The sequence below is a fragment of the Streptomyces sp. NPDC046860 genome (assembly GCF_040645115.1).
Taxonomy (GTDB): Bacteria; Actinomycetota; Actinomycetes; order Streptomycetales; family Streptomycetaceae; genus Streptomyces.
Map to the genome: position 1 here is coordinate 281,550 of NZ_JBEYXQ010000003.1, position 19,618 is coordinate 301,167.

Genomic DNA, 19,618 nt, shown 5'->3' on the forward strand with positions numbered 1-19,618 from the left:
GTGCCGCCGTCCCGTTCCCGGCAGCCGGGAACCGTACCGGCCTGGAGGTCTCACCACGATGAAGCGACATCGGCTGCTCGGCCTGGCGGCCGCCGCCCTCCTGCTCGGCGCCTGCGGCGCACCCGCCGCCCCCGAGGCGCACGGCGACACGTCCGGCGCGGCGAAGAAGCCCAACATCGTCTTCGTGCTCACCGACGACCTGGCGACCAACCTCGTCCCCTACATGCCGCACGTGAAGGAGTTACAGAAGGACGGCACCACGTTCACGGACTACTTCGTGACGGACTCGCTCTGCTGCCCCTCCCGTTCCTCGATCCTGACCGGCAAGTACCCGCACAACACCGGGGTGTTCACCAACAACGGCGACGACGGCGGCTACGGTGCCTACAACCGGGGCGGCAACGAGCGCGACTGCTACGGCCCCGCCCTGCACCAGGCCGGCTACCGCACCGGCTTCATGGGCAAGTACCTCAACGGCTACCTGCCCGCCGACCGGCACGGCACCGGCAAGCCCTACGTCCCGCCCGGCTGGGACGAGTGGGACGTGGCCGGCAACGGCTACCCCGAGTTCGGCTACAGCCTGAACGAGAACGGCAAGGTCGTCCCGTACGGTCACGAACCCGAGGACTACCTCACCGACGTGGTGTCGAAGAAGGCGACGTCGTTCATCGACTCCTCGGCGGCGGCCGGGAAACCGTTCGTGCTGGAACTGGCGACCTTCGCCCCGCACGGCCCCGCCACCCCCGCGCCCCGCGACGCCGGTGCATTCCCCGGACTCAAGGCGCCCCGCACCCCCGCCTACGACAAGCCGTCCGACCCGGCACCGGCATGGCAGCGCGGGCTGAAGCCGCTGTCCGGGGACGAACAGCGCACCATCGACCAGAAGTTCGCCAAGCGGGCCCGCTCCGTGCAGGCCGTGGACGACATGATCGGGCGCCTGCGGGACGAGCTGAAGGCCAAGGGCCTCGCCGACGACACCTACTTCGTGTTCAGCTCCGACAACGGCTTCCACATGGGCGAACACCGTCTGCGCCCCGGCAAGCAGACGGCGTACGACACCGACATCCGGGTGCCGCTCGTGGTGGCGGGGCCGGGCGTGGCGGCCGGCCGGGAGGTCACCCGGCAGGCATCGAACATCGACCTCAGCCCCACCTTCCAGGACCTCGCCGGGGCCACACCGGGCGGCACGGCCGACGGCACCAGCCTCGCCCCGCTGCTCCACGGCGAGAAGGTGACCGGCTGGAGGCAGGCGGTGCTGATCGAACACCACCGTCCCGCCTCCAGGAAGGACGACCCCGACGCGGCCCCCGACGACAGCGGCAACCCGCCCTCCTACGAGGCCGTCCGGACCACGGACGCGCTGTGGGTCGAGTACGCGGACGGCGAGCGCGAGTACTACGACGTCGCACATGACCCGGACCAACTGCACAACCGGGCCGCCTCCCTGCCCAAGTCCCAACAGGACGCTCTGCACAAGACATTGACGGAGCTTCAGAAATGCGAGGGCGCCGAAGCCTGCGCGAAGGCCGCCCGCGTGGAGGACTGAGAAGCCCGCCCGCCGGGGTGACTGGGAGCCCCTTCCAGGGGCATCCGGACTGTGTTCCGGAAGTCCTCACTCACCCGAAGGGGAGCACCTCGTGCTGGCCATCATCTCGGCGGTCCTGTTCTTCATCGCCTTCCTCATCAACGCGGCGGACATCTCGACCAACGACACCTTCAGCTCCACCAACGTCATGCTCATCGGGCTCGCCCTGCTGGCGCTGCACGTCGCCGGCATCGGCGCCGGCTGGAAGGCCCGCGGCCGCAGACGCTGAAGCCCCGCGCCGGGCGGGCGGTCACCCCGCCCGGCGCGGACGGATCCCGCCCGCCGGCCGGTCGCCGTCAGGCGGTCGGGGTCACCTGCCCGCCGAGGTGCCGGGCGAAGAACCGGGTCGCGCTCTCGGCCTCGAACAGCGGCCACGCGACATGGGTTCCGGCGTTGGCGTGCAGCGTCTTCTCCTTCGAGGCGAAGGCGTCGAACAGGGCGAGGGCGGACTCGCGGGGGACACGTTCGTCGTCCCACTGCACATCGAACTCGACCGGCACGCTGATCCGCCTCGCCGCGTCGAACAGGGCGTCGGGCCACGCCATGCCGAAGACCGCGGCCGTGATCCTGGGCTCGGCCGCCACCAGCGGCACCCCGATCGCCATGCCCAGGCCCATGCCGACGTAACCCACCGGCCCCTCGGCGCCGATCTCCGGAAGCTCCCGGAGGGCGTCGAGCAGCGCCCGGTACTCGGGCACGGCCTGCTCGGCCAGCCGGGCGTTGTACGGGACGACGACCGGGCTCTCCGGCTCGCCCGCCGCCTGCGCCGTACGCAGTGCGGCGATGTCCCGCTCGTCGAGCGCGGTGCGCGGCCGGTCGCCATGACCGGGCGCGTCGAGGACGGCGGCGTGGAAGCCGCAGTCCTTCACCAGGAGATGGGCGCGGCCCACCATCGCACGGTGCTTCTTGTGGGCGCCGCCGCCATGTCCCATCAGGACCAGGGGTGCGGGGGCGCCGGCCGGGTCGGGCGACCACAGAACGCCGGGGATGTCACCCAGGAGGAAGTCGCGCCCGGTCATGCCGTCCGACGACGACTCGGTGGTGAACTGCAGAGAACGCACAGGTGTTGCCTTTCGGGAGTGCCATGAGGTCGAGGCGCTCCCGGCGGCACCTACAGCGGTCGCCGGCCGTGACGGAAGAAGGGGAGCACCCACGTCGGTACTGCGGTCATGGGTCTCACCTCCTCGGACGGTGTCACGGTCGGACCGCACGCTACAAGCCCGGCCGCCGTCACGTCCAACCATTTCCGGCCGCGCGGGCCTCGACGCCTCTCCTGCCCCAGATGCCCGCGGCGTCCAGATCCGCCGACTTGCTGCGAGCTGGTCACAGTTGTGGCACTCTCCGTCGCACGGTGCCCTTGGGCTGGGCAGACTTCAGGTCACCCTTTGCCCGAACGACATGTGAACGCGACGACGAGGAGCACGAGTTGGCGACCGGCCCGGGCGGCGACGACAGTCGGCGGCACTACGCGACCACACCGCATCTCGTCGAGATGATGGAGGCGATCTTCCAGGCGTTCCGGCGCCGAAGTCCCATGGCGCTGCCGGAACTGGTGCTGCACGCGGACAGCGGCTCACCCGATGCCGACGAGGCGGTCCGCGGCAGCCTCGCCGAACTGCGGCAGGAACTGCGGGCCCGCGGCGTGCCGTTCGCCTCGGTGCGGCAGTCCGCGCTGGTCGACGCCTCCGACGGCGGCAGCCCCATGGTGCGCGCCCTGCGGGTGGTGCAGGCCCTCGGCGGCAAGCCCGCCGACGCCGGGAGCGAGCCGTACGTGGAACCTCACGCCTGGCGCGGCAGCCGGCGCCAGTACGGTCAGTACGAGTTCCCGCGCAGCGAGCTGCTCCTGGCGATCGAGAGCGTCGTACGCGAACACGGCCCCGACGCCGAGCCGGACGAGCTGCTGCACGGCCTCAACCGCACCGGCTGGCGGCCCGGCGGCGTCCAGTGGACGGCCCGGCTGCGCGACGCCGTCACCGACGCCTCCCGCACGGTGCCCGCACTCCTCATCGCGGTCGTCGCCGTACTCATCACCGACAAACCCTGGTACGTGACGCTGCTGTTCCTCGCCGTGGTGATGGCCGCGCTGCTCGCGCTCAGCATCCTGCCGGGCCGGGCGCCGGTGTTCCTCGGACTGCGCCGCGAGGTCCGCTGGTTCCTCAGCACCACCTACCTCAACCAGGGCCCGCGCGCCGACCGCGGCGAGGGCCTCACCTGGCGGGTGCTGCGGCTGTGGCCGCCGGGCCCCGTACGCCAGCGCGTCGCCGCCGTGGCACGGGACATCCAGGACGGCGCCCTCCTCGACGAGCACCGCGCCGGCAGCGGGGACGAGGACGCCCAGCGCCGCCACCTGCAGCTGCGCGTGCACGCCCTGCGCGAGGACCTGCGCGACGCGCACCGCGCATGGTCGCTGGACCTGCGCGGGCGCAAGCGCCCCACCCCGCCGGTCCTGGTGCTGCCGGACGCCACCGCGGACAACGGTCTGATCGAACTGCTCCGCGCCGTCAGCGACATCCGCAGCATCCGCAGCGAACTCGACCCGCTGCTGGTCGTCGCGGCCGTACGGCACGAGGACATCGGCCTGCTGGAGCGCAGCTACTCGGCCGAGCCCGCCGCCAGGCACCTGACCGGCTCGGCCGCCGACCTGCCCGCCTGGTACGCGGGCTGGAACCGCGCCCGCCGCGTCAGCCAGTCGCCGAGCCTGGAGGGCAGCACCCTGCCCTGGGTGCTGCGGGTACCGCTGCCGGAGGGACTGCTGCTCCACCCCGACCTCGGCGTCGGCACCCCGCGCCGCTCCCGGCTGTCCACCGGGCGCCCCCGCTGGACCTGGCTGTGGTCGCTGCCCGCGCTCGCCCTCGTCCTCGCCGCGGCCGGAGTCGGACTCGGCGTCCGCGACCACCGGCTGACCAGCCGGTACTGCGCCAGCGACCTCAGCGGCGCCAACAAGGACACCCGCCGGATCGACTCGCCCGACGGCGAGAGCTCGGAGTGCGTCGGCGTGGCGACCGGCGGGGTCACCTTCCCCGTGGGCCGGCAGCTCCAGCAGCTGATCGACAAGGAGAACGAGGCGATCAGCGGCAGCAACTACGTCACCCTGGTCTACGCGGGTCCACTCAGCGGACCGGACCCGGAGGGCAAGAACGACAACCAACTGGTCAAGGGATTCGAGGAGTTGCGCGGCGCCTACATAGCGCAGCACGCCAACAACGCCTCCCAGCCCGTGAAGCTGCGGCTGCTGGTCGCCAACGGCGGGACGGACATGGCCGGCCAGGTCGAGATGGCGAAGCGGATCGTCGACGTCGCGCGCCGGGACCGCACGGTCGTCGGCGTGGTCGGTGTGGGCCGCGACATGACCGACACCGACCAGGTGCTGGAGACCCTGCGCCAGGCCGAACTCCCGGTCGTCTCGGGCACCAACTCCGGTACCTGGCTGCTCGACAAGCCCAACTTCTTCAACCTGGCCGCCACCGACGAATGGCAGGTGCGGCAGCTCAAGCTGCTCGCGGAGCAGTTGCGCGCCCCCGGCAGCAGCGGGTACGGCACCGCGGGCCGCGCGGTGGTCCTCGGCCGCAACCCCGGCAGCACCCGCGACCGCTACACCCGCGAGCAGATGGACCACGGCGGCCGGATGCTCACCGACGTCGGCTACCGGGTGGACCGGCTGGAGCGCTACGGGCTGAGCAACGGCCGCCCGGTGCTCGGACGCCAGGTCAGTCAGATCTGCGAGGAGGGCGAGGTGCCCCGCGTCGTCTACTTCGCCGGCCGCACCGAGGACATCAACGCCCTGATGGACGGCATCACGTCCGAGCCCGGCTGCAACGGCAAGCGCATCGCGCTCCTCGCCGGTGACGACCTCTCGCAGGCGGGCTTCGACACCGACCGCAGCAGCGTCGCCGCCAACGTCACGCTCTACCACCTGGTCCTCACCGCGCCCGGCACCAAGGACCAGGGCACCATCTTCGTCAACAACCTGCGCAAGCTCGCCGAGGCACAGGAGAAGACCCTCGGCCTGAGCGCGGCCACCCCGCAGACGGACAGCGCGCTCAGCGACGGCCAGACGATGCTGATGCACGACGCCACCGAGGTGCTGTACCGGGCCGCCGCGGGGGGCGGCCAGGCGCGCGGGCGGGCGGAGGCGTGGTCCGGGCTGCTGCGCACGGACATCGACAACCTGGCCACCGGCCGGGTCGACTTCACCGCGGCCACCCACGACAAGGCCCGCGAACAGGGCCTGGAGCCAGGCACCCGCGACAACTACGCGATCTCGCTGGTACGGGTCGCCAACACCGGCGGCGCCCACTACGAGCGCACGGTCCTGTGCTCCCGCCGCGCCGGCGACCGGCGCCAGCTGACGCAGAAGGAGTGCGACGCGGACCGCCCGTCCCCGTCGTCGTGACCACAGATCACGGGCCACAGGTCACGGATCACAGATCACGAACCCCCGGCCGGTCGGAAGCGTTGTTTGGTTTCTGATTGTTCCTGAGTGATTCCGTTGAAGAATGTTCCGTGTTACGTTCCCGCGCACCGTCCTGCCCGTCCAGCCCCACTCTGGAGGAGTTCGATGCGTCGCCTGCTCGCCTGCCTGACGGCCCTGCTGCTGGCCGCCGGCGGAATCCTCGCCGGCACCGCCGGCCCGGTGGCCGCCGCGGTCGCCGCGGTCACCCCCAAGACACCACCGCTGACCACCCCGTGGACCAGCCAGGTGTCCACCACCGACCCGTTACCCGAGTACCCGCGCCCGCAGATGACCAGACCCGACTGGCGGTCCCTCAACGGCGAGTGGGAGTTCCTCAACCCGCCCACCGACAGCGCCGGGAACGTCAACCGCAACGCGGCCCCGCCGCTGGGCCAGACGCTGCCCGAGCGCATCCTCGTCCCGTACCCGGTGGAGTCCGCGCTCTCGGGCGTCATGCGCAACGACAACCGCGACCTGATGTTCTACCGGCGCACCTTCACCGTCCCGCAGGGCTGGAACGGACGCCACGTCCAACTGCACTTCGGCGCCGTCGACTACGAGGCCACCGTCTGGGTCAACGGCACCCAGGTCACCACCCACCGGGGCGGCTACGACCGCTTCGAGACCGACATCACCGCCCAGCTCAACGGCGGCACCAACGAGATCGTCGTGCGCGTGTACGACCCCACCGACGGGCGCGGGGAGAAGCAGCCCGTCGGCAAGCAGGTCGCCAACCCGAGCGGCATCTTCTACACCCCCACCTCCGGCATCTGGCAGACCGTGTGGATGGAACCCACCGCCGCCTCCTCCCTCTACTCCGTCGACATCCGCCCCGACCTCGCCGCCGGCACCGCCCGCGTCAAGGTCTTCACCCGCGGCGACGTCAGCGGCCACACCGTGCTCGCCGAGGCCCTCGACGGCACCACCGTGGTCGGCCGGGCCACCGGCGGCTTCACCGAGTTCTCCGTACCCGTGCCGAACGCCCGGCGGTGGTCGCCCGACGACCCGTTCCTCTACGACCTGAAGGTCACCCTGCGCAACGCCTCCGGCGCCGGCGTCGACAGCGTCACCAGCTACTTCGGCATGCGCGAGATCGGCAAGAAGATGCTGAACGGCGTGCTGCGGCCCACCCTGAACGGGGAGTTCGTCTTCCAGATCGGCACCCTCGACCAGGGGTTCTGGCCGGACGGCCTGTACACCGCACCCACCGACGCGGCCCTCGCCTCCGACATCCAGAAGCACAAGGACCTCGGCTTCAACATGGTCCGCAAACACATCAAGGTCGAACCCGCCCGCTGGTACTACCACGCCGACCGGCTCGGCCTCCTGGTGTGGCAGGACATCCCCTCCACCACCGCCGCCGACCAGAACCGCACCTCCGCCCAGACCGCCGAGTTCGAGTCGGAGGCCCGCGAGATCATCGACGAGCACCGCTTCTCCCCGGCCGTCATCACCTACGTGCCCTTCAACGAGGGCTGGGGCGAGTGGGACCTGAACGCCACCCGGCGCGTCACCACCGACCTGAAGAACTACGACACCTCCCGCCTCGTCGACGCCCACAGCGGCTACAACTGCTGCCAGTCCAAGGGCGATCCGGGCACCGGCGACATCCTCGACTGGCACGTCTACACCGGGCCGGACGCGCCCAGACCGTCCGACACCCGCGTCTCCGTGCTCGGCGAGTTCGGCGGCATCGGACTGCGCACCCCCGGCCACGAGTACAGCCCCAACGGCCAGTTCTTCGCCTACGAGCAGGTGTCCAGCAACGCCCAGCTCAACGACCGGTACACCGGCATGGTCCGCGACGTCCAGCAGCTCATGACCACCAAGGGCGTCTCCGCCTACGTCTACACCGAGATCACCGACGTGGAGGGCGAGTACAACGGGCTGTTCAGCTACGACCGGCGCGTGCAGAAGGTCGACACCGGCCAGGTCCGCGCCGCGCACCAGGGCCTGATCGCCGCCTCCCGCAACCTCAACTCGCCCGTCCCGCTCACCCTCGGGCACGTGCGGTCCTTCAACGTCACCACGCCCGGCTTCACGGACCGCTACCTGCGCCACGCCGACTCGCTCGCCCGCACCGACGTCCTCACCGGGTCCTCGTCCGACACCGCCCGCCAGGACGCCTCGTTCCGCACCGTGACCGGACTGGCCGACCCGCGCTGCTACTCCTTCGAGTCGGTGAACCTCCCCGGCCGCTACCTGCGCCACGCGTCCGGCCGGGTACGCGTCGACGCCGACACCGGCGGCTCCTTCGCCGCCGACGCCACCTGGTGCTCGCGTACCGGACTGGCCTCCGGCGGCACCTCCTTCGAGTCGAAGAACTTCCCCGGCTCCTACCTGCGGCACTACGCCGAGGGCGTGTACCTGGCCCGCAGCGGCGGCCCCAACGCCTGGGACACCGCGACCTCGTTCGCCGCCGACGCGACCTGGAACACGGGCCGGCCGGCGCTGTGGCGCAGCTCCGTGCTGCTCCCCACCGACGTGCGGCGCTCCCTCAAGGTGACCACCTGGGGCTTCACCAACCGCTACCTGCGCCACTCCGACAGCCTCGCGTACACCGAGGTCGTGGACGCGGGCAGCGGCGCCACGCTCAAGCAGGACGCCACCTACACGGTGCGCCGGGGGCTCGCCGACTCCTCGTGCTACTCGTTCGAGTCGGTCAACTTCCCCGGCCAGTTCCTCCGGCACGCCGACAGCCGGGCCCGCAACTCGCCCGACGACGGTTCGGCGCTCTTCCGGGACGACGCCACCTTCTGCGCCCGTCCGGGCCTGAGCGGCACCGGGGTGACCTTCGAGTCGCTCAACCTCCCCGGCTCCTACCTGCGCCACTTCGAGGCCAAGGTGCACATCGCCGCTGGCACCGCCGGTGACGGCTTCAACCGGCCGCAGACCCTCACGGCCGACAGCAGCTGGACCCTGGCCGCCCCCTGGGCGCCCTGACGGCTCGCGCACCGGGCGGCCCGCGGGGGTGAGCGACCCGCGGGCCGCCCGGCCGGTTTCTTGCGGGCCGACCGCGCCCGCGACGAGGGTTCAGGCTTCAACAACGCGCCGAGTGTTGACAGTTGAGGCGGGCGGACGCACGGTGGGAGCGCTCCCAAGGTACGTGCACGTTCCCTTGCCGGGCGCCCTCCGAGCTGTGGGGCGCCCGGTGCGAGGCCCCCACCCGCTCGTCACCACCTTCAGGAGACCCCCCATGTCCACCCGCAGAGCCGCGCCCGTTCCCCACCTCCGCTCCCCGGGACGGGCGGCCGTACTGGCCACCGCCGCCCTTCTCGGGACGCTCTCCCTGACCGCGCTGCCCCAGACCGCCTCCGCCGCCGCCAAGCTGGACAACCCCTACGTGGGCGCCAAGCCCTATGTGAACCCCGACTGGTCGGCCAGGGCGGCGGCGGAGCCGGGCGGCTCGGCGGTGTCGAACCAGCCGACCTTCGTGTGGCTGGACCGCATAGCCGCCATCCAGGGCACCTCGCAGGCACGCGGCCTCAAAGCGCACCTGGACGCGGCGAAGGCCCAGGGCGCCAACCTCGTCCAGCTCGTCATCTACGACCTGCCCGGCCGCGACTGCGCGGCCCTCGCCTCCAACGGCGAACTGGGCGCCGACGAACTGGGCCGCTACCAGACCGACTACATCGACCCGATCGCCGCCGTCCTCGCCGACCCGGCCTACGCGAGCCTGCGCATCGTCAACCTCATCGAGCCCGACTCGCTGCCCAACCTCGTCACCAACGCGGGCGGCACGGCCGGCTCCACGCCCCAGTGCGCCACCATGAAGGCCAACGGCAACTACGAGAAGGGCGTCGGCTACGCCCTGCGCAAGCTCGGCGCGCTGCCCAACGCCTACAACTACATCGACGCCGGCCACCACGGCTGGCTCGGCTGGGACTCCAACCTGGTGCCGTCCGCCCAGGAGTTCAAGAAGGCCGCCACGACCGGCGGCGCCACCGTGAGCGACGTGACGGGCTTCATCGTCAACACGGCCAACTACTCGGCCACCCGCGAACCGTACGTGAAGATCACCGACACGGTCGGCGGCACCACCGTGCGCCAGTCGAAGTGGATCGACTGGAACCAGTACGACGACGAGACCACGTTCGCCCAGGGGCTGCGCTCCGCCCTCGTCGCCCAGGGCTTCGACAGCGGCATCGGCATGCTGATCGACACCTCCCGCAACGGCTGGGGCGGCTCCGCCCGCCCGGCCGGCCCGGGCCCCACGACCAGCGTGGACGCCTATGTCGACGGCGGCCGGACCGACCGGCGCATCCATGCCGGCAACTGGTGCAACCAGAGTGGCGCGGGACTCGGCGAACGACCGGCCACCGCCCCCGACCAGGGCATCGACGCCTACGTGTGGGCCAAGCCGCCGGGCGAGTCCGACGGCGCCAGCAAGGCCGTCGACAACGACGAGGGCAAGGGCTTCGACCGGATGTGCGACCCCACGTACACCGGCAACGCCCGCAACGGCAACAACCCGACCGGGGCGCTGCCCGACTCGCCGCTCGCCGGGCACTGGTTCTCCGCCGGATTCCGGCAACTGCTCGCCAACGCCTACCCGCCGGTCGGCGGTTCGGGCGGCGGCGGGGACACCCAGGCGCCGTCCGCCCCCACCCAGCTGGCCGCCACCACCACGGCCGACAGCGTCTCGCTGACCTGGCGCGCGGCCACCGACAACACCGGCGTGACCGGCTACGACGTCTACCGCGGGAGCACCAGGACCGGCACCGTCACCGGCACCTCGTACACCGACACGGGCCTGTCGGCCGCCACCACCTACACGTACACCGTCAGGGCCAAGGACGCGGCCGGGAACGTCTCGGCGGCCTCGGCGGCACTCTCCGCGACCACCAAGTCGTCCGGCGGGGGCGGCGGCCAGACCGGTCTGAAGGCGCAGTACAAGAACAACGACTCCTCGGCCACCGACAACCAGATCAGGCCCGGCCTCCAGCTCGTCAACTCCGGCTCCGGCGCCGTCGACCTGTCCAAGGTGACCGTGCGGTACTGGTTCACCGGCGAGTCCGCCTCGGCCGGCTACCAGACCTGGTGCGACTACGCCCAGCTCGGCTGCCCGTCCGTGCGGACGTCCGTCACCGCGCTCCCGGCGGCCCGCACCGGCGCCGACCACACGCTCGACGTCACGTTCGCCTCCGGCTCGCTGGCGGCCGGAGCGAGCACCGGCGAACTCCAGCTCCGGCTCGCCAAGTCGGACTGGTCCGCCTTCGACGAGACCGACGACTACAGCCGGGGCGGCGGCACCTCGTACGCCGACGCCCCGAAGGCGACCGTCTACGTCAACGGCACGCTCGTCTGGGGCGTCGAGCCGTAACCCCCCACATCCGTATGGAAGGACCCCCCCCATGAACGCCGAACCCCCCACATCGCGGACCGTCCGCGGGCTCGCCGCCGGGCTCCTCCTGGCCGCGGGTTCACTCACCGCCGTCACCGCCACCACGGGCCCCGCCCAGGCGGACACGCAGATCTGCGCCCAGTTCGGCTCGGCCACCACGCCCGGCGGCTACGTCGTGCAGAACAACGCCTGGGGCACCTCCGCCCCGCAGTGCGTGAACCAGACCGGCGACGGCTTCCAGGTCACCCGCGCCGACGGCTCCGTGCCCACGAACGGCGCCCCGAAGTCGTACCCCTCGATCTTCGCCGGATGCCACTACACGAACTGCTCGCCGGGCACGAGGCTCCCCAAGCAGATCAGGACCATCGGCAGCGTGCCGAGCACGATCGAGTTCCGGTACGTCGGCGGCGCGGTGTACGACGCCGCGTACGACATCTGGCTGGACCCGACGCCGAGGAAGGACGGCGTCAACCGGACCGAGATCATGATCTGGCTGAACCGGAGCGGTCCCATTCAACCGATCGGCTCCAAGACCGGGACCGCCTCCGTCGCCGGACGCACCTGGGACGTGTGGCGCGGCAGCAACGGCCAGAACGACGTGATCTCCTACGTCGCCCCCTCGGCCCTGACCGGCCTCAGTTTCGACGTCAAGCACTTCGTCAACGGCGCCGTCTCCCAGGGCCTCGCCACCCCCGACTGGTACCTCACCAGCGTGCAGGCGGGATTCGAACCCTGGCAGAACGGAGCCGGACTGGCGGTCACCAAATTCTCGGTGGGCGTCAACTGAACCGACCGAGCCGCGACGGCCCGGCCGCCGCCCGCACCACCTGATCCGGCCGGCCCGACAACGGGCCGGCCGGACGCATCCGATCGCCGCGGTGCGAGCGAAGAAGGCAGTGGCAAGTGGTACATCTCGGACCTGGGGCCGAGGAGCGACACCCCACTGGAGAAGCCATGATCGTCAAGTTTCTGTACGACAAGGGCCTGCGCAGCCACCACGCCTACTCCGTCGCCTGCCTGAGCATCGGGCTGTCCGTCGCCTCCTGGGTCACGTCCCTGGAGGTCGAACCGGGCGGCGTCGACCGGGCGGACAGATGGGGCACCTTCGTCGCGACCTGGCCCGCGACCTGGTTCGGTCTCGGCCAGGCCCTCGCGCAGTACGAGAGGGCCGAGGGCTGAGGCCCCACGCGCCGTAGCCCGATGGCGATGTCCCATTTCCCGGCCCGGCACCCCTGCCGCTCGGTTTCAATGAGCCCATGGAACTGCGTGGAGCAAGGGTGCTGCTGCGGCCGGTGACCGAGGGCGACAGGGACGCCCTCGACAGGATCGTGCGGGAACCGGAGGTGGCGGTCTGGTGGCCACCTCCGGACACCTACGACGGCAAGCTCGCCGTCACCCTCGACCACGAGGTCATCGGCGCCGCGCAGTTCCACGAGGAGACCGACCCCGAATACCGCCACGCCGGGATCGACATCTTCCTGTCGGCGCGCCATCACGGACAAGGACTCGGCACCGACGCGGTGCGCACACTGGCCCGCTGGCTCGTCGGTGTGCGAGGACATCACCGGCTGACGATCGACCCCGCCGCGGCCAACACCGCGGCGATCCGCTGCTACGGCAAGGTCGGCTTCCAGCCCGTCGGGGTCATGCGGCGCTACGAACGCGACCACCGCACCGGCCTCTGGCGGGACGGGCTGCTGATGGATCTGCTCGCGGGCGAACTCGTCTGACCGGGGATCTCACGAGTGGCGGTGATACGCCTTGTTGGCGATGCGCCATCCGCCGTCACCGCGGACCAGCAGGAAGATGTCGGTGAACGTGTCCGCGCCGTGCCGAAGCGTCATGGTGGCGTTCGCCACGCCGCCGTGGACGCCGACGGAATCGACGCGGCGGGAGCGGATCTCCTCGTCCGGCGCCGGACTTCCCCGGAAGAGGGAGCAGTACTCATCGAGGGTCCACGAGACGAACACGCCGTCGCGGACCCCTTCGACGTGGGCGCCGGGCAGGAACGCCTCCCGGAAGTGGGCCGGATCGCCGGAGGCGTGTCCGCGTATGTACGCGTGGAGCGGTCCGAGCACCCCGTCGCCGGGGGCGGGGCCCGCCGCGGCGACGGCGATGTCGGCCTCGGGCGCGCCCCGCACGCCGGTCAGAGCGTCGTCCGTGCGCAGAGGGACGTGCGACGCGTCGGCCAGCAGCGCCATGTCCTTGGCCAGAGCGTCGACGGTGAATTCGGCGCTCTCGGCGGGGGCCCGCCCGGTGAGGAAGGGCCGCTTGGCGGCCACGAGCGCGCCGAGCCTGCCGAGTTCGAGGACGTCCAGCACCTGCGTACGCGGCAGGCCGAGCGCGTCGCCCTGCCGCAGCGAGTCGCGGAGCGCGAGAACGGCGCCCGCGAGGCTGTGGTTGGCGACCAGCTTGAGCGCGGCCGCGGTGGAGGCGTCGTCGAAGTGCCGTACCGTCCCGAGCGTCTCCAGGACCGTACGGACCCGGTCGAGGGCCTCGGGCGCACCGGCCGCCAGGACACGCAGGCTGCCCGCGGCGACGGCCGGGACGGAGCCGAGCACCGGCGCGTGGACGTACGACGGGCCGAACCGGTCCGCCAGCTCCGCCGCCTCGGCGGGGGAGACGGTGCTGGTGTTCACCACGACCGTGTCCGTGCGCAGCGAGTCGCGGACGTCGTCGAGGACCTGACGGCAGGCGGCTCCGTCGAACAGCGACAGGATCACGACACCGGCCCGTGCCACGGCGGCGCCCGGATCGCCGGTGGTCCTCACGCGGGCGTCCGGGGCGCGGCCGGAACGTGTCCAGCCGACGACGTCCCGGCCCTGCCCGGCGAGTCGTTTCGCGAGCGCGGCGCCCATGCGCCCCAGGCCGAGTACGGCGAGAGTGTGCGGTGCGGTCATGCGGGCCACAGTGCTGCACCGCGCCCTCTGCGACAAGCGCAGATGTCGCAGACCCGCCCTGCGGGCCACGCATACCCCGCGGCCATACTGGCGCGATGGAACTGACCGTGTGGCAGACCTTCGTGACGGTGTGCGGCCTCGGATCGCTGTCGGCCGCGGCCGCCGAGCTGAACCACACCCAGTCGGCCGTCTCCCGGCAGATCGCCGGACTGGAGCGACAGCTCGGCGTGCGGCTCGTGGAACGCCACGCGCGCGGGGTGCGCCCGACACCCGCCGGGGAGGTCTTCCGCCGTCACGCCCTGGCCACCCTCAACGAGGCCGACCGCGCCGTGCGCGCCGCCCGGGAGTTCCGCGACGGCGCGGCCGGCCGCCCACTGGCCGTGGGCGCCGCCCCCTCCCTGGCCTCCGGGCTCGTCCCCGAGGCCGTACGGGGCCTGCTGGAGCGGACCGGTCCTCTCCGCTGGAGCCTGACACCGGGCCTCAGCGCGGACCTGCACCGGCGCGTGACGGACGGCGGTCTCGACATGGCCGTCGTCACCGACGCACCGCCGGGGCTCCCCCAGGACCCGCGCGTCGAGGCGCGGTTCCTCGGCCTCGACGACATGGTCGTCGTGCTGCCCGCCGGACATCCGCGGGCCGGACAGGGCCCCGTGCGCATGCGGACGCTCGCCGACGAGACCTGGGTCGAGGACAACGACGGCTCGGCCGCGCTCCTGCGCCGGCACGCCGCCCGTGCCGGAACCGTCGCCCGCATCGACCTGACCGCGGCGGACCTGCACGGCAAGCTGGCCCTCGTCGCGGCCGGTCACGCCATCGCGCTCATCCCCGGCGTACTGACGCGGGCGCTGCGGGCCGACCTCACCACGGTCGGCCTGGCCGACCCCCCGACCCGTGGCATCTACACGCTCACCCCGCGCCGCGATCCCCACCCCCACGCGGCCCCGCTCCACGACCACCTCGCCGCCGCGTTCGCCTGGACGGGGACGGACGCCGACCCCGAGGGGCCGGTGAACTGAGGCCGGACGGCGTCCAGTTGGCGCTCAGTCGATAATCTGCGGAGTTCTGTATCAATCTTGCGCATGTTCATGGACTTACCTTTCAGCCGCTCCTAGCCTTCTTGCGTCCGCTCACCCCACGAGCCCAAAGGACGCACGCCTGTGACTTCATCTCCCCAAGGCAGACCCCTGCGCCGAGGACTGGCATCCGGCCTCTCCCTCGCCCTGGCCGCCGCCGGCACGCTCGTCGCCGTGGCACTCGCCCCCGCCGCCGTCGCGGCCGGAGTGCCCGCCCCCTCGCCGGTCGGCATCTCCGGCCGCGGCGCGACCGTCCCGTTCAAGGAGCAGGAGGCCGAGTACGCCGCCACCAACGGCACCCTCGCCGGACCGGACCGCCTCTACGGCCACCTCCCCTCCGAGGCGTCCGGACGGCAGGCGGTGACACTGGACGCGCCCGGCGAGTACGTCGAGTTCACCCTCACCGCCCCGGCCGACGCGATGTCGTTCCGCTACTCGCTGCCCGACAACGCCGCGGGCACCGGACGCGACGCGAGCCTCGACGTCAAGATCGACGGCAACCAGCTCAAGTCGGTCCCCGTGACCTCGAAGTACGGGTGGTACTACGGGGGTTATCCGTTCAACAACAACCCCGGCGACACCAACCCCCACCACTTCTACGACGAGGCCCGCACCCTGCTCGGCTCGACCCTGCCGGTCGGGACCAAGGTGCGCCTCCAGGTGTCGTCCACCAGCGCCTCACCGTCGTTCACCATCGACCTCGCCGACTTCGAGCAGGCGGGCGCGCCCGTCGCCAAGCCGTCCGGGGCCCTGGACGTGGTGAGCGACTTCGGCGCCGACCCGACCGGCGCGGCCGACTCGACCGCCAAGATCCAGGCGGCGGTCGACGCGGGCAAGGCACAGGGCAGGACCGTCTACATCCCCCGGGGCACCTTCCAGGTGCGCGACCACATAGTCGTCGATCAGGTGACCCTCGCCGGCGCCGGTCCCTGGTACAGCGTCCTCACCGGCCGCGACCCGGTGAACCGGTCGAAGGCCGTGGGCGTGTACGGCAAGTACGCCAACCAGGGCGGCAGCAGGAACGTCACCCTCAAGAACTTCGCCATCATCGGCGACATCCGCGAGCGCGTCGACGACGACCAGGTCAACGCCATCGGCGGCGCGCTCTCCGACTCCACCGTCGACAACGTGTGGATGCAGCACACCAAGTGCGGGGCCTGGATGGACGGCCCGATGGACAACCTCACCATCAAGAACAGCCGCATCCTGGACCAGACCGCGGACGGCGTGAACTTCCACATGGGCGTCACCAACTCCACCGTCACCAACACGTTCGTACGCAACACCGGTGACGACGGCCTCGCCATGTGGGCGGAAGCCGTACCGAACGTCAAGAACAAGTTCACCTACAACACGGTGATCCTGCCCATCCTCGCCAACAACATCGTCACGTACGGCGGCAAGGACATCACCATCTCGGACAACGTGATGGCGGACACCGTCACCAACGGCGGCGGCCTGCACGTCGCCAACCGGTATCCCGGCGTCAACTCCGGTCAGGGCACCGCCGTGTCCGGCACCACCACAGCCGCCCGCAACACCCTGATCCGAGCCGGGAACAGCGACTACAACTGGCAGTTCGGCGTCGGCGCGGTCTGGTTCAGCGGCCTCAACGAAGCCCTCGACGCGACGGTGAACATCACCGACACCGAGATCCTCGACAGCTCCTACGCCGCCATCATGAACATCGAGGGTGCCACCAAAGGGCTGCACTTCGAGAACGTCCGGATCGACGGGGCCGGCACCTACGCCCTGCAGATCCAGTCGCCCGGCAACGCCTCGTTCACCAACGTCACGGCCACGCACCTCGGCCAGTCCAACCCGATCCACAACTGCGTCGGCTCCGGCTTCGTCATCACCCGGGGCTCCGGCAACAGCGGCTGGTACGCCGACCCGCCCGCCTGCACCGGCACCTGGCCGGACCCGAAGTGGACCAACGGGGGAGTGCCCGGCGGCGGCACCACGCCGACCGATCCGCCCACCGATCCCCCGACGGACCCGCCGACCGCCAACCTGGCCCTGAACCGTCCCGTCACCGAGACCAGCCACACCGACGTCTATCCCGCCGCCAAGGCCGTCGACGGCAACGCGGACACGTACTGGGAGAGCGCCAACAACGCCTTCCCGCAGTCCGTCACCGTCGACCTGGGCGCGGCGAAGGCCGTCAAGCGGGTCGTCCTCAAGCTGCCACCGGCAGCGGCCTGGGCCACGCGCACCCAGACGCTGAGCGTCCTCGGCAGCACCGACAACACCACGTTCGGCACGCTCAAGCCGTCGGCGGCGTACACCTTCTCCCCGTCGTCCGGCAACACCGCCACCGTCAGCCTGACCGGCACACCCACCCGCTACCTCCGGGTGACCGTCACCGCCAACACGGGCTGGCCCGCGGCCCAGTTGTCCGAACTGGAGGCATACACCGGATGACGGACGCGTCCCCGCGACGGGCCGCCCGTCGAGGGGACGCAGTCCCTCTACGACATCGCAGGACTTCCGGGCAGACGGACATGCGGTGAAACGCGTATTCGCGCGGGGCACCGGTTGAGGTCCGGCGCGGCGGGCGACAACCCTGTCGGGGGACCGTCCCCGCCGACGCGGCGCGCCCGTGTCGGATCAGCGCTCAACGGGGGGTCGAAGTGGCACGTCCGCTTTCCGCGCTGGGGCACGCCGTGGCCGGTGTGGCCAGCATCGCCGCAGGGTTCGGTGACTACATGGCGGCGCAGAAGAAGCCGTTCGTCGACCACTCGCTCAAGACGCGCGGCGACCAGCGCATCAAGGAGGGGCTGGGGCGGCTGGAACAGGCGGTCCGGAGCCTGCGCTGACGGATGCGGCCGTCCCGGGTGCTCCCCGGCTCAGGACGGCTCGGTCCCCGAGTCGGTGAAGACGGGCTCGGCACGGTCCGAACCCCGCCACACATAGGCGGTGACCCGGCGACCCGCGCTCTGCTCCGCGCGCGGGTCGCGGGGCAGCGGCCAGCGCAACTGCCGGTACAGGGCGGGGCGATGCAGATCGAACATGGTCTCGATCAGTTCCGCGAACAGCCTGGCACGCGCGGGCAGCCCGACGAACAGCGTCACCGCGCAGGCCGCGGCGCCCGCCGCGGCCGCCCAGGGAGCCCACGGCGACACCACGCACAGCAGCACGGCCCACACCGTCGCCGTGACGGCCCGCTCCAGCTCGGAAGCGGCCCTGGCGACATCCTGCCGGGCCTGGTCGGGCAGGACCTGCCACAGCGCCGGCCACACGGCGACGGCGTCCAGTCCGTACTTGTCGCGCACCCGGCGGTCGGCGGCGCGCAGGGTGTTGCCGACCTTGGTGGGCATGAAGAACTCGTCGCCCGAGGGCCTCAGCCGACGGCGCCGCTCCAGCCGCGCGTAGTCGTCGAGGTCCCGCGCGCCCGGCCGGGGCGCGGAGCCCGTCGCCACCACCCTGGGGTGCAGGAGCTGCCAACGGGCGTCGTCCCGCCGGGCCCGGCGCAGGTGCCGTGCCGTCAGCCCGGCGCGCAGGGGCCACCCCCAGCGCGGCCAGTACCCCTCCAGCAGCCGCAGCACCGGCTGCGCCGTCTGCCGTACGAGCAGCGCCGACCCTCCCACCGCCAGCAGCCCCGCCAGCAGGATGCCGCCCTGCGCCACGGCGGGCTGCTTCGCGAGCGAGGCGGAGACGTCGCGCAGCGGGGCGAGGCTGTGGCGGCCCGCGAGCCAGGCGGCACCCGCGGTCAGCCAGAACGCCAGAGCCTGGACCGACAACTGGGCCCAGGACGCGGCGAGACGCCCGGCGACGGCCGAGTGGAACGGGCCGATCACGCCCCCGCGTCCCGCGTCTCCACCGGCACACCGTGCGTCGGGCAGTCCGGCACCCGCGAGCCGACCTGGTCGCGGTACCAGGTGTAGTCGTTGCCCTGCGGGCAGTCGAAGCGGTCGGCCTCCACGGGGCCGACGTCCCCCGCAGCCGAGGGCGGCGGCCCGTCGCCGCCCCGGCTGCCCTTGGCCGGGCGCACGTACACCGGTCGGAACAGCGGCGCGTCCTCCAGTACCGCCTCGGTGAACGCCCAGGTCGCCGCATCGGCGTGGAGCGTCTCACGCAGCCGGGCGACCGCCTCGGACCCGGCGTCCGGCTCCGCGGGGACGCCCGCCAGCGCGTCGGCCAGCAAATCGTCCAGCGGCGGCGCGGCGACGGGACCGACCAGCTCGGCGAGGTAGGGGCGGACGGCGCGGGCGGCCTCCGCCATGCCGTGCGGCGACTCCGTGGCCATCGCTCCTCCTGGGG

At 71.9% G+C, this 19,618-nt stretch carries 15 protein-coding genes; 11 read left to right on the plus strand and 4 right to left on the minus strand.

Features of this window, described 5'->3' with window-relative positions; genetic code table 11:
• The first annotated feature begins 58 nt into the window (after positions 1 to 58).
• On the plus strand, positions 59 to 1,546 hold the full coding sequence (locus tag ABZ898_RS06940; RefSeq protein ID WP_361653616.1) for a sulfatase-like hydrolase/transferase: 1,488 nt from the start codon (positions 59 to 61) through the stop codon (positions 1,544 to 1,546).
• 91 nt (positions 1,547 to 1,637) lie between these two features.
• The gene (locus tag ABZ898_RS06945; protein WP_361653618.1) at positions 1,638 to 1,814 is read left to right on the plus strand and encodes a hypothetical protein; all 177 of its coding nucleotides are present in this window, start codon (positions 1,638 to 1,640) and stop codon (positions 1,812 to 1,814) included.
• Positions 1,815 to 1,881: 67 nt separating this feature from the next.
• Here the strand turns inward: ABZ898_RS06945 and ABZ898_RS06950 are convergent, their stop codons facing one another.
• Positions 1,882 to 2,646 carry an alpha/beta hydrolase gene (locus tag ABZ898_RS06950; protein ID WP_361653620.1) on the minus strand — a complete coding sequence of 255 codons (765 nt, stop codon included), beginning with the start codon at positions 2,644 to 2,646 and terminating at the stop codon, positions 1,882 to 1,884.
• 365 nt (positions 2,647 to 3,011) lie between these two features.
• Here ABZ898_RS06950 and ABZ898_RS06955 point away from each other — a divergent pair, with 365 nt between their 5' ends.
• The 6 genes from ABZ898_RS06955 to aac(6') all read left to right on the plus strand — a co-directional run bounded on the left by ABZ898_RS06955 (position 3,012) and on the right by aac(6') (position 13,112).
• Entirely contained in the window at positions 3,012 to 5,978 is a 2,967-nt protein-coding gene (locus ABZ898_RS06955) for an ABC transporter substrate-binding protein (protein ID WP_361653622.1), read from the plus strand.
• Positions 5,979 to 6,143: 165 nt separating this feature from the next.
• A complete protein-coding gene (locus ABZ898_RS06960; protein WP_361653624.1) occupies positions 6,144 to 8,981 on the plus strand; it encodes an AbfB domain-containing protein in 2,838 nt (945 codons plus the stop codon).
• Between the two features lie 253 nt (positions 8,982 to 9,234).
• Entirely contained in the window at positions 9,235 to 11,361 is a 2,127-nt protein-coding gene (locus tag ABZ898_RS06965; RefSeq protein ID WP_361653626.1) for a glycoside hydrolase family 6 protein, read from the plus strand.
• 31 nt (positions 11,362 to 11,392) lie between these two features.
• On the plus strand, positions 11,393 to 12,169 hold the full coding sequence (locus tag ABZ898_RS06970; protein WP_361653628.1) for a glycoside hydrolase: 777 nt from the start codon (positions 11,393 to 11,395) through the stop codon (positions 12,167 to 12,169).
• Positions 12,170 to 12,336: 167 nt separating this feature from the next.
• Positions 12,337 to 12,561 carry a hypothetical protein gene (locus ABZ898_RS06975; RefSeq protein ID WP_361653630.1) on the plus strand — a complete coding sequence of 75 codons (225 nt, stop codon included), beginning with the start codon at positions 12,337 to 12,339 and terminating at the stop codon, positions 12,559 to 12,561.
• Positions 12,562 to 12,638: 77 nt separating this feature from the next.
• Complete coding sequence (gene aac(6'), locus ABZ898_RS06980) at positions 12,639 to 13,112, plus strand: aminoglycoside 6'-N-acetyltransferase (protein ID WP_361653632.1); 474 nt, start codon at positions 12,639 to 12,641, stop codon at positions 13,110 to 13,112.
• A gap of 9 nt (positions 13,113 to 13,121) precedes the next feature.
• Here the strand turns inward: aac(6') and ABZ898_RS06985 are convergent, their stop codons facing one another.
• Complete coding sequence (locus tag ABZ898_RS06985) at positions 13,122 to 14,282, minus strand: nuclear transport factor 2 family protein (protein WP_361653634.1); 1,161 nt, start codon at positions 14,280 to 14,282, stop codon at positions 13,122 to 13,124.
• A 95-nt stretch (positions 14,283 to 14,377) separates the two neighbouring features.
• Here ABZ898_RS06985 and ABZ898_RS06990 point away from each other — a divergent pair, with 95 nt between their 5' ends.
• The 3 genes from ABZ898_RS06990 (at position 14,378) to ABZ898_RS07000 (ending at position 18,174) form a co-directional block, all read left to right on the plus strand.
• Positions 14,378 to 15,298: a LysR family transcriptional regulator gene (locus tag ABZ898_RS06990; protein ID WP_361653636.1), complete on the plus strand. Its 921-nt coding sequence runs from the start codon at positions 14,378 to 14,380 to the stop codon at positions 15,296 to 15,298.
• Positions 15,299 to 15,439: 141 nt separating this feature from the next.
• A complete protein-coding gene (locus ABZ898_RS06995; protein WP_361653638.1) occupies positions 15,440 to 17,779 on the plus strand; it encodes a discoidin domain-containing protein in 2,340 nt (779 codons plus the stop codon).
• 209 nt (positions 17,780 to 17,988) lie between these two features.
• Positions 17,989 to 18,174: a hypothetical protein gene (locus tag ABZ898_RS07000; RefSeq protein ID WP_361653640.1), complete on the plus strand. Its 186-nt coding sequence runs from the start codon at positions 17,989 to 17,991 to the stop codon at positions 18,172 to 18,174.
• Between the two features lie 30 nt (positions 18,175 to 18,204).
• Here ABZ898_RS07000 and ABZ898_RS07005 read toward each other — a convergent pair whose 3' ends face one another.
• Positions 18,205 to 19,155, minus strand: coding sequence for a hypothetical protein (locus tag ABZ898_RS07005; RefSeq protein WP_361653642.1), 951 nt, complete (start codon positions 19,153 to 19,155; stop codon positions 18,205 to 18,207).
• Positions 19,152 to 19,604 (minus strand): hypothetical protein, encoded by a 453-nt coding sequence (locus tag ABZ898_RS07010; protein WP_361653644.1) that lies wholly within the window; start codon positions 19,602 to 19,604, stop codon positions 19,152 to 19,154. Before ABZ898_RS07010 ends, ABZ898_RS07005 begins: the two co-directional genes overlap by 4 nt.
• Positions 19,605 to 19,618 lie beyond the last annotated feature (14 nt).

What these genes read in the sequence shown, in the direction of transcription:
- ABZ898_RS06965 (WP_361653626.1), top strand. Translation starts at nt 9,235, where the DNA reads ATGTCCACCCGCAGAGCCGCGCCCGTTCCCCACCTCCGCTCCCCGGGA.
- ABZ898_RS06985 (WP_361653634.1), bottom strand. Translation starts at nt 14,282, where the DNA reads ATGACCGCACCGCACACTCTCGCCGTACTCGGCCTGGGGCGCATGGGC.
- ABZ898_RS06990 (WP_361653636.1), top strand. Translation starts at nt 14,378, where the DNA reads ATGGAACTGACCGTGTGGCAGACCTTCGTGACGGTGTGCGGCCTCGGA.
- ABZ898_RS06960 (WP_361653624.1), top strand. Translation starts at nt 6,144, where the DNA reads ATGCGTCGCCTGCTCGCCTGCCTGACGGCCCTGCTGCTGGCCGCCGGC.
- ABZ898_RS07010 (WP_361653644.1), bottom strand. Translation starts at nt 19,604, where the DNA reads ATGGCCACGGAGTCGCCGCACGGCATGGCGGAGGCCGCCCGCGCCGTC.
- ABZ898_RS06975 (WP_361653630.1), top strand. Translation starts at nt 12,337, where the DNA reads ATGATCGTCAAGTTTCTGTACGACAAGGGCCTGCGCAGCCACCACGCC.
- ABZ898_RS06940 (WP_361653616.1), top strand. Translation starts at nt 59, where the DNA reads ATGAAGCGACATCGGCTGCTCGGCCTGGCGGCCGCCGCCCTCCTGCTC.
- ABZ898_RS06970 (WP_361653628.1), top strand. Translation starts at nt 11,393, where the DNA reads ATGAACGCCGAACCCCCCACATCGCGGACCGTCCGCGGGCTCGCCGCC.